This window comes from Mycobacterium sp. (assembly GCF_049281135.1).
Classification (GTDB): domain Bacteria; phylum Actinomycetota; class Actinomycetes; order Mycobacteriales; family Mycobacteriaceae; genus Mycobacterium.
This window is the reverse complement of sequence record NZ_JBAPRN010000422.1, coordinates 1-9,107: the sequence shown is the minus strand read 5'-3', so window position 1 is coordinate 9,107 and position 9,107 is coordinate 1. Positions and strand designations below refer to the sequence as shown.

Genomic DNA, 9,107 nt, shown 5'->3' with positions numbered 1-9,107 from the left:
CCCGGCACGGCACGGGGCCGGCCGAGTTCCTCGGTGTAGTTATGTGTTTGGCTGACAAGAAGACCCGCCATGATCAAGCGCCCCAGCTGTCTGGACATCGCGGGCACCGCGGTCAGTCCGGCAGGATCTTTCAGCTCATTGCGTAACAGGGTCAACGCTCGCGAGAACGGCGATGCGGCAGATAGGCCGAATTGCAGGTCGAAGCGCAGCGGCTTGGTGACAGGCGCCCCCAACATCCCGGCAAGCTCGGCTTCAACCGAGGACTGTTCGAAGAGCAGTGTTTCCATGGAGCAATCGTCGGTGAGATATTCCACCACCACCGGGTTGCCCGGCGAAACCACGACCGCCGATCCATCGGCCACGCGCGCGCTGCCGCAGTTGCTGGTGATCAGAATCTCTCCGCCGATCGGCAGGCACACCGCAATGAGCGGATAGCGCGACGAGCGCACCGTCGATGTCGAAATCTCCAAGCTACCCAGAGTCAGGTTGGGCAGCTTGCAGGTGGCCACCGCCATACGCAAGCTCTTGGCGCCCGGATCAGGCCGAACCGTGACGGCGCTGTATGCCTGGCTGAGCGCGTCGGTGGCAGTGTCGACATCGCCGGCCCACAATCGCTGAACCGCAGGCGAGTTCGGTTCGGGTGGCGTCGGAGGTGACGCTTTCCGCCGGTCCCGAGTCGGCGCCGGCGGTCGGTAGGCTAGCAATTGGGTGCTGCCATGTTGACAATCCATCATCTACCTGACTTTCCAGATGGCTCACGCGGTAGGTCCAGAACCGGCGGCGACTGGTGGTCACGTGCCGGGTTGATCGGCGAAAGTCGGCTGCGATTGGCGGTGAGCGTGTCGATGATCAGATCCAGGTAGCGATACCACCCATCGGATCCCGCCTCAAACGAAGGAAGCGTGCCCACCAGCATCAGCACGATTCGCGGCACGTCTTCGGTAGCGAGGTCGTCGCGGAACACGCCATCGTCTTGACCACGGCGCACGATCGCGGCGACAGGTTCAAAAAATCGGTGCGCCAGATCCATCGTCATCAACCCGCTGCTCATCGCCGCCGCCATAGTCTTGGGGTCACCGGCGATAAACGACACCGCGCCCCGCAGAGCGGCGCGCATCGCGTCGCGGGCATCGACTTCATCCTGCGCGCGCGCCAGTGCGGCACCCACCACCTCGTCGAAACGACGATCGAGCACCACCCGCAACAACGCGTCCTTCGTGGGAAAGCGCCGATAGACCGTGGCCACGCCGACGCCGGCTTCGGCAGCGATATCCTCCATCGCTGCTTGTGGACCGGCGCTGGCAAATACCCGCTGCGCGGAGCCGATGATGCGTGCGGCATTGCGCACCGCATCACTGCGCAAGGGACGCTCGCGGATCGCCACCGTCACATCATAAGCTAAATGATAGTTGTCTATCAAATATTCCAGGGCGCCAGCCGTGCAACCCGAGCTGCTTCAGCCTCATTGTCGCCGTCCAATGGCATCACCGGGGATGCTTACGCATATTTTCGATACGGTCCGTATCGAAACCCTCGGCCGCTCCGGCCGGGCCCAGATCGAGACGTTTCGGCCGTGCTCTAGATGCACCCGCTCGAGCTGGGGACATAGCGGGCGGCGCCGATCAGCATCCGGACCATCTCCGCGACAAGGCGATTCCCAGCACCGTCGAACAGCTCATCTTCCAGCATCGTCACCGCCGCCACCATCACCGCGGCGATCCGTACCGACAGTTTCGGGTCGAACGGCAGGCCGTGGGTCTCGGCGATGACGGTGCCCATCTTCTCCAGCTTTGCTAATACCGGCTGAGTGCGGACTGTCAACGATCCCGACGAGGCCAGCGCCGCGACGAGCTGACGGTTCTGGCGAACCAGGTCGTGGAGGTCTTCGACAAATTGTTGCAACACCTCTTCGGGGTTGCCGCCGGGCGTGGGAGCCGCCAGCCAACGAGCCGTGTATTCGGAGATGAATTCGTCGAATGGTTCGAGCACCGCGGCGTCGAACAACGCCTGCTTGGTGGGGTAAATGCGAAAGATCACCGGTTCGGCCACTTCGGCTCGACGTGCGATCTCGCGGGTGGTGGCGTTCCCGTAGCCCCGCTCGGCGAACAATGCGACGGCCGCAGACTGGATGCGCGAGCGCACCTCGGCGGAGCTTCGCCGCGGGCGCCGCTTCGTTAATGCAGCCGGAGCCTTGTTCGTCCCCATTCTACGATGCTACGGTAGTGAGCGTTCACTCTCTAGAGGCTCGGGAGGTAGCGCTATGGATTCCGACATCCCAGTACCGTCCGACGTACCGATGCCCCAAACGGCCCAGACCGTGCTGATCGTGGCGATGACCATGATGGCCGTGCTCAGCCTGGGTTATGCGATATACGCGTCCATCCGGCGTCGCGACCTGGTGCACATCTGGTTGCTGCTCGGCGCCGGCCTGGCCATTCCCTACGAAGCGCTTGGCGACAACCTGGTGCACGTGTACTACACCGAGCGAGGTCAGATCAGCTGGATCACCACCTTCGGGCACAGCATCCCGGCCTTCATCGGAATCCTGTACTTCTGGTATCTGCCCATCTACGGGTACCTGATGATCCACCGTGCCGGCACGGGGGTGTCGGCACGGCGATTCTGGCTTGAATGGTCGGGCTTCCTGAGCTTCGCCATCTTCTTCGAAATGCTCGTCACCAGCGTCGGCGGACCCACCTGGATCTACTACGGCCCGCAGGCGTTCAAGCTGGGGGATGTACCGGTCCTGACGCCGTTCACCTACGTGTCCTTCATGGTGGCAATCGCCGGCGCGTTCTGTGCGCTGCAACGCCTCTTGCCCCGGGGCCGGCAGTGGCTGATCGTCCCTGCGGTCCCCATGGTGATGGCCGGTTCCCACGCGATGACCTCGCTGCCACTGGCGGTGGCGCTGCACAGCGGAACCACGAACACCGCCTACATTGCCATCGGCGCAATCGGAACCGCTTTGTTTGCCGTCGTGCTCGCCTACGTCGTCAGCCTCGGCGTGCGCACTCCATGGGCGCGAGGGACAGCGCCGTCGGCGACTGAGGCAGACGTAAGCGATCGTTCGCAGGCCATCCTCGACTCGTTGGGATCCCGCTGATGTACGACGGACGACAGACCCTGACCGCCATTGACAACCACATGGTCTGGATCTTGGCCCTGTGCGCGCTGGCGATGCTCTGCAACTACACCTGGTTCTTCGTTTCCTTAGTGATCGCCCGGCGCGAGAAGGTGTACTCGATCCCGATCTTCTGCACCCTGTTCTGGTTCGCCGGCGATGGCTCGTTCGTGGCTCGATACGACACCTGGTTCCACACCTACCACCACTGGTATGTCGAATTATTCTGGGTCGCATTGGTGTTCACCGTCACGTTCGAGGTCGCCTACATCGTGCAGGCGATCCAATACGGCAGGACGGAGCTGCTACCGTCATCGACTCCGCGCCAGTTCGCGGCGCTGATGGTGGCCGGGGCTGTCGCAGCGGTCATCGTCTGGAATTTCCTCAACCACTCGATGGGTGACCCCATCGCGATCGCCTACTTCTCCGCGGCAAACACCGCGCTGCCGTTGATGTATGTCGGCATCCTGATGCGGCGTCGCAGCAGCGCCGGAACCGCCCCAATTGTGTGGTGGGCCTACCTCGGGATGATCACCTTCTGGTTCCTGGCCATCACACTGTTTTTCGGCCCGGAATTCCGCTCGTTCTGGTACCTCGCGATGTGGGCAGTCTGCACCGTCGCGGGTGTTGGCGTGCTGGTGGCGGTCATGCGGTTGCCCAAGGCGCTCCCGCAACCGGCGACCTCACCGCCGACCCGCGGTGCTCCGGCTGTGCGCTGAACGTCAATCGGGAGCGAGTGTGGAGTACGCGCATCGGTTACCCCATCATCGTGCGGCAGATCCGAAACCAGATCCGGCGAGGCAGGTGGGCGCTGACCCAGGCGAAGGCCGCAGCCTGCGGAAGGGGAACCACCTTTCGCTTGCCGCTGCGTAGGGCGCTGATACCCGCTTTCGCACAGTCTTCGGCGGTTGCGATCAGGAATCCGGGCTGACGATCAGCCTGGCTTGGTGCATCCGCCACCTCCGCGAACTCGGTGGCGACGCTGGCCGGAGCGAGCACCGACACACCGACCCCGGCCGGCTTGAGTTCGTAATGCAGAGATTCGCCCAGTGAGGTGACCGCCGCCTTCGTGGCGGAGTACGGCGCGAAGTATGGCATCGGCTGGTTGCCCGCCATCGAGGAGACCAGAAGCACCGACCCGCGTCTACGGCCGACCATCGGCGGTGTCAGGGCTCGGACGAGCGCCATGGTGCCCTCGACATTGGTGCGCACCATACTGATCAACCGCTCGGGGTCGTGATCGAGATACGGACCGATCATCCCGAACCCGGCACACAGGATCAGTACGTCGAGTTGGTGACCCAACGCGCTCAGTTCCGCCAGCATCCGGTCGCGGTCTGAGGCGTCGGAAAGATCGCAGACCAGCACGTCGACCCCGACACCGTACTTCTCGTGGAGTTCAGCCGCCAGGGCCTCCAGTCGCTCACGGCGACGCGCCACCAGGACGAGATCATGTCCGGCCCAAGCGAGTTCGCGCGCCAGTGCCATGCCGATTCCTGACGATGCTCCGGTGACGAATGCCGCCGAACCGGGTTTGGGCACGGGAATACTCATCGGCTCAGTCCAATACGTTCTCGGCGCCGGTGGCGCGGATGAGATCGGCAGCGCCACGCAGCATCTGCGCCCACATCTCGTCGCCGCGTTCGGTTCGCTCGATAGTCACCGACACCGCCACCGTCAGCAAGAAGGGGTAGAACGCGGCTCGCCCGTAGCCCTCCCAGCAGGCGTCGAACGAGAACCCGGTAACGCCGCGGGCGAGCAACTCCTTGTGGTAGGAGCGGAGCAGGTCAGGCTCGAGCGCCCGGCGCTGTTCGGGGCTCACGCAGCTGCCGAGGAAGGTGGCAACGTCGATCAGCGGGGGACCGAGGCGCGCGCCTTGCCAATCGACGATGCAGACACCGGGAGCGGACGGTTCGACACCGAACATGAGGTTGTCCAGCCGGTAGTCGCCGTGGGTGACCACGAACGGTCGGCGCCATGCCTTGTCAACGTACCCGGGAGCCTGCGGCCCGAGCCGCTTGACCAGCGCGACATCATCGGATTCCAGGCGGTCGGCGAAGCGATCGAGGAACGGCTCCAACGCCAACGGCACCGCGTCGAACAACGCTTGCGTGCGTGCGGCATTGGCGATCCACCCCCGGCGCAGAAGCCCCGGGTCGTCCCAGGATGGGGCTTGAAGGTTGACCAGCTCGAGCACCGCCGATCGAGCGTGCTCGATCGAACAACCCTCGACCATGTTCCCGACCACCGAACCCGGGGAGAGGTCATCGATCACCAAAGTGAATCGGCCGGTATCCGATTCCACCGCGCCCCAGTGCATGTGGGGGACGTGCGCATCGACACGCGGCGCAACCTCTTGATAGAAGCGCACTTCAGCTTCGTAAACGCCCATCGCCGTGCCCAATTGGCGACTCCCGGCATCCTGGGAAGGCAGTTTGACGATCAACGACGCAGGGCCACTTGCAGCGTCATACTCGAGTTGCGCTCGTGCAACCAGGCCGAGCTGGCCGGTGCCAACCGGTTTGCTTTGAGCCGACGTCACAGAGACTCCGGCCCCGATGCTGCCTCCCTCACGCAGCGCCTCGGTGAACCACTCCGATGTCAGATCTTCGACGGTGTCCACGATTTCTACCACCGGCTACCTCATTTCGTGCTTGCGTTACTGCGAATCCCACAGCGGCATGACCCGATTCGGATCACATTCCTCATCGACAACCCACTTGACCATGCGACGCATCGGCTCGATGGCGTCCTGCGGCAGCGCGACGTTCGGGTCGGCCGCATATCCCAGGGAGACGAGACGTTGCGCGCCATGCAGCGCGAGCGCGTCGCGCAAGCGAGTCTTGAGTTGTTCCGGATAGATGCCGATCGTCTGCGTGTACGCGTTCACCGCGGCGACGGCGTCGGCCGGATCGTCGATCGGCACCAGGTTGGCCACCCGGCCGCTCAGCGACCGGTGGAACTCCACCGGCTCGTCGAGCTGCGAGCAGATGATCGCTCCCCGGCCATCGCTTCCGCCGTAGATCCGATACCAATCCGGACTGGCACGCAGTGCCTCGATATGTGCCCGCAGCTCCGGGTCGAAGGTTTTCGCGGGTGTGCTGAGCGACTCGGGCAGCCCCTGCAACTGTTGGTAGACCGCCTCGCCGAGCGCGTTGAGTCGGCCGAGTCCCGTGGTGTCGAGGCCGGAGGCGATGTACACCACGCGGGCATTGACGCAACCGAGCTGGTTGAGCGCACCGATATCGGTGGCCAGTCGCAACGCAACGTCGCGCACGGTGTCCTCGGATTCGAATGCTTCCGGTCCGATGATCGTCGCGCTGCGCTTCGGGTCGAGCGAAATCAGCTCAAGGCCCGGCTGGACGTAGCGCAGCACATGCGTAACGGACGCGAAACCGCCCCAGGCGATGATCTTTTCGACATTTCTCGGCTGGTACAGCGTGGATTCGAACTCGGTATCGCCGCCCTTCCAATACGCCACCGATACGTGCCGGGTTATCGGGTGATCCGGGGCCATGTCGGCCATCGTGCGGGCAATCGCCAGCGCGCTGAGGGGATCGTTGGATGGCGTCTTGATGATGGCATCGGACCGGGCGACCGCGTTGCGCAGGATCGATAACGCCGCGATGACCGGGCTGTTGCCCGCGATCACGTGCACCGTGCGGGCACCCATGGCGCGGATGCTCGCCAGCCGCCCGTCATCCATCCGCCGCGGTACCCAGCCGTCGAGGTAGGGCGCGCCGATCGCGTCCGCGAGTTGACGCACCGAGTCGGGGGCGAACAATGCCGGTAATTGCCGGAATGACGACCGGACCAACGGGGTGGTCATATCAGACCATCCCGCCGAATATTCCAATGCCTGCTGCAGGTGCTCGTTGCGGTCCAACACGAGATGCCGGCCCAATTCGTCGAGGAAGTCGACGATCTCGTCGAAGCGCAGCCGGTGTACATCGGCCAGTTCGCCGGGGTCGCGCAGCGGGAGTGCGTGCACGATCTCACTGGGGTTCGGCCCGCTGAAGGAAGCCGCACCGCCACGACCGCCGAAGGACACCAAGCCCTTTTCTGAGTCCTCGGGGACCGTCTTGCCGCGGATAAGCGCCGGGATGAGCAACTCAGGGACCGCGGACTGCGCGCCGCCGATCGTCGCGGTCATCAGGCAAGCCTCGCGGTGAGAAATTCGAGTGCGGCCCGGTGCGCTTCCTCCGACGCCAGGCAGGTGATCTTGTCGTCACCGTTCTGTTTGTCGCTGTAGCGCTGGATTTGGTGGGCGAGATGGGCCGTCGTGCGGCCACACGCACATTGCTCGAAGCTCGCCGCGACTTCGTCCCCGCTGATGAATCCGCCCCAATAGCTGGACGGCAAAAGATCGAATACCGCCGCCCGGCCGATCTGCTCACCTTCGCGCGGAAGTGGCCGGCCGTCTGCGGGATCTAGCACGAACGGGATGATCCACGGCTCGAAGTGGTAGCGGCCGTGTTCGCACATCTTGTTCAGCGCGGTGATCTCCGACATCACGTACATGTGCTGGATGTGGTCGACCCCGGTGAACTCGCGAACCAGCTGTTCCCAGTCGTCCGGGACGACGGCACCCTTGGCGCCGCCCCCGGTGCTGATCAGCGAGTCGGGCGCGAACAGCTGAGACAACCCTTTGCTCAAGCCGGCTTGTGCGATCCCGTAGAGGATGTTCCAGGTGGCCAGCACCCAGACCCGCTGACCGCGCAGCTTGTCGACGATCTCGTCGATGAAAACCGGCATGGTTTCGGCCATTTCACGCTGCTCACGCTCGAACTGGTCTTTGCGTGCCCGTAATGCCGGGTTGATCTCGAGCTGGTCGACCTCACCCCGGGCGGCGGCCGCGCGCAGCCGCCCGGCCAGGAACATCGAGTCCGAACTCATCCTGCCCGGACGCAGTGTGTGCAGGTGGTCCTCCGACCCCAGCAAATGGGGCAGGCCCATCTGCGGTACCCGCATGATCGCGCTGCGCCCGTAACGATAGAGCGGCCAGATCAGGTTGAAGTACTCCCCGTCGTGCCGGCCGCCGGCGCCGGTGGGGTCCGAGTACTGGAAGAGCCCGCACCGGATCGCGGAGAACATCTGATCCCACTCGTCTTTGGCGCGCGGCAGAAACGACATCATCCCCGAGGTTCCGGACGTGTGCGCCACCCGCAGGTCGGTCTGCTCGTCCAGGACGTCCAGCCAGGAATCGATACTGTCGCACGCGCTGACATCGACTCTGCTGAGATCATGCGTGGTGAGTCGATCCAGCCATCGGGTGAGTTCGGTGAACCGGTTCTTCACCAACAACGCCAGCGGATACGACTTGTAGACCGAGTGCTGGAACAGCAGCGGCACCACGTCGTCGACGGATGTCAGCGCACGGATCCCGGTCTCGTCTGCCATCGTGGTCAGCACGGGAATCGCGTCTCGCAGTTCAGCGAGCCGCATCCGCAGGGCCGCCAACTGCAGCATGCCCAGTTCTTTGGCGGGGAGGTGCTGCATCGCGTACCACGAATGGCCGAAGAACTTCGAGGGTGTCGCCGCGAACGTCTGAACGTCGGTGTCGGAGAAGGTCATCACGCAACCTTGCTCGAATCAGCGAACGTCGACGTCATCATTGCTCTCCGATGCAGAATCATCGTACAGCGTACGGTAAATTGTGTGCGGAATCACCGTAGGCTGTACGGTGTGACGGTGTCAACATCCTCTTCGGGAGGCGCGCGCGGACCGCGGCCCAGATTCACTCGCACAGAGGTGGCTCAACGGGCCTTGCGATTGATCGACGACGGCCCGCCCGATTCGTTCAGCATGCGCCAACTGGCCGACGAGCTGGGCGTCGGCGTGATGACGATCTACGGCTATGTACAAAACAAGAACGAACTCTACGAAGCCGTCTTTGAACTGGCGTTCAGCGAGGTGTCCGCGCCGTCAACCGAGGAATGCGAATGGCATGAGCTGGTCCGTGCCACCGTCGGCGAGCTCTACACTC

Annotated in this window: 10 protein-coding genes; 3 read left to right on the top strand and 7 right to left on the bottom strand. The window is 63.8% G+C overall.

Features of this window, described 5'->3' with window-relative positions:
• The 3 genes from WAN02_RS17330 to WAN02_RS17320 all read right to left on the bottom strand — a co-directional run.
• Nucleotides 1-731 (bottom strand): hypothetical protein (locus WAN02_RS17330; protein WP_422265461.1); only part of this gene is annotated, 731 nt, incomplete at its 3' end.
• Nucleotides 731-1,384 carry a TetR/AcrR family transcriptional regulator gene (locus WAN02_RS17325; RefSeq protein WP_422265460.1) on the bottom strand — a complete coding sequence of 218 codons (654 nt, stop codon included), beginning with the start codon at nucleotides 1,382-1,384 and terminating at the stop codon, nucleotides 731-733. The genes WAN02_RS17330 and WAN02_RS17325, both read right to left, overlap by 1 nt.
• A 194-nt stretch (nucleotides 1,385-1,578) precedes the next feature.
• Nucleotides 1,579-2,205: a TetR/AcrR family transcriptional regulator gene (locus WAN02_RS17320; RefSeq protein WP_422265459.1), complete on the bottom strand. Its 627-nt coding sequence runs from the start codon at nucleotides 2,203-2,205 to the stop codon at nucleotides 1,579-1,581.
• 55 nt (nucleotides 2,206-2,260) lie between these two features.
• On the opposite strand from WAN02_RS17320, the gene WAN02_RS17315 reads away from it, so the two are divergent.
• Together WAN02_RS17315 and WAN02_RS17310 are read left to right on the top strand one after the other, a co-directional pair.
• Complete coding sequence (locus WAN02_RS17315; RefSeq protein ID WP_422265458.1) at nucleotides 2,261-3,103, top strand: hypothetical protein; 843 nt, start codon at nucleotides 2,261-2,263, stop codon at nucleotides 3,101-3,103.
• Nucleotides 3,103-3,840 (top strand): hypothetical protein, encoded by a 738-nt coding sequence (locus WAN02_RS17310; RefSeq protein WP_422265457.1) that lies wholly within the window; start codon nucleotides 3,103-3,105, stop codon nucleotides 3,838-3,840. Before WAN02_RS17315 ends, WAN02_RS17310 begins: the two co-directional genes overlap by 1 nt.
• A gap of 37 nt (nucleotides 3,841-3,877) precedes the next feature.
• Here the strand turns inward: WAN02_RS17310 and WAN02_RS17305 are convergent, their stop codons facing one another.
• Genes WAN02_RS17305 through WAN02_RS17290 form a run of 4 tightly spaced genes read right to left on the bottom strand, consistent with a single transcriptional unit; the run spans nucleotide 3,878 to nucleotide 8,695 of the window.
• On the bottom strand, nucleotides 3,878-4,675 hold the full coding sequence (locus WAN02_RS17305; protein WP_422265456.1) for an SDR family NAD(P)-dependent oxidoreductase: 798 nt from the start codon (nucleotides 4,673-4,675) through the stop codon (nucleotides 3,878-3,880).
• A 4-nt stretch (nucleotides 4,676-4,679) separates the two neighbouring features.
• The gene (locus tag WAN02_RS17300; RefSeq protein WP_422265455.1) at nucleotides 4,680-5,756 is read right to left on the bottom strand and encodes a phosphotransferase; all 1,077 of its coding nucleotides are present in this window, start codon (nucleotides 5,754-5,756) and stop codon (nucleotides 4,680-4,682) included.
• Between the two features lie 24 nt (nucleotides 5,757-5,780).
• Nucleotides 5,781-7,274 (bottom strand): acyl-CoA reductase, encoded by a 1,494-nt coding sequence (locus WAN02_RS17295; RefSeq protein ID WP_422265454.1) that lies wholly within the window; start codon nucleotides 7,272-7,274, stop codon nucleotides 5,781-5,783.
• Nucleotides 7,274-8,695, bottom strand: a complete 1,422-nt coding sequence (locus WAN02_RS17290) for a hypothetical protein (RefSeq protein WP_422265453.1) — start codon at nucleotides 8,693-8,695, stop codon at nucleotides 7,274-7,276. Before WAN02_RS17290 ends, WAN02_RS17295 begins: the two co-directional genes overlap by 1 nt.
• Before the next feature lie 177 nt (nucleotides 8,696-8,872).
• Here WAN02_RS17290 and WAN02_RS17285 point away from each other — a divergent pair.
• Nucleotides 8,873-9,107: TetR/AcrR family transcriptional regulator (locus WAN02_RS17285; protein WP_422265451.1), on the top strand; the 235-nt coding region annotated here is incomplete at its 3' end.

Bases quoted from the DNA above. Each gene is read 5' to 3' on its own strand.
- WAN02_RS17320 (WP_422265459.1), bottom strand. From the start codon at position 2,205: ATGGGGACGAACAAGGCTCCGGCTGCATTAACGAAGCGGCGCCCGCGG.
- WAN02_RS17315 (WP_422265458.1), top strand. From the start codon at position 2,261: ATGGATTCCGACATCCCAGTACCGTCCGACGTACCGATGCCCCAAACG.
- WAN02_RS17310 (WP_422265457.1), top strand. From the start codon at position 3,103: ATGTACGACGGACGACAGACCCTGACCGCCATTGACAACCACATGGTC.
- WAN02_RS17305 (WP_422265456.1), bottom strand. From the start codon at position 4,675: ATGAGTATTCCCGTGCCCAAACCCGGTTCGGCGGCATTCGTCACCGGA.
- WAN02_RS17295 (WP_422265454.1), bottom strand. From the start codon at position 7,274: ATGACCGCGACGATCGGCGGCGCGCAGTCCGCGGTCCCTGAGTTGCTC.
- WAN02_RS17290 (WP_422265453.1), bottom strand. From the start codon at position 8,695: ATGACCTTCTCCGACACCGACGTTCAGACGTTCGCGGCGACACCCTCG.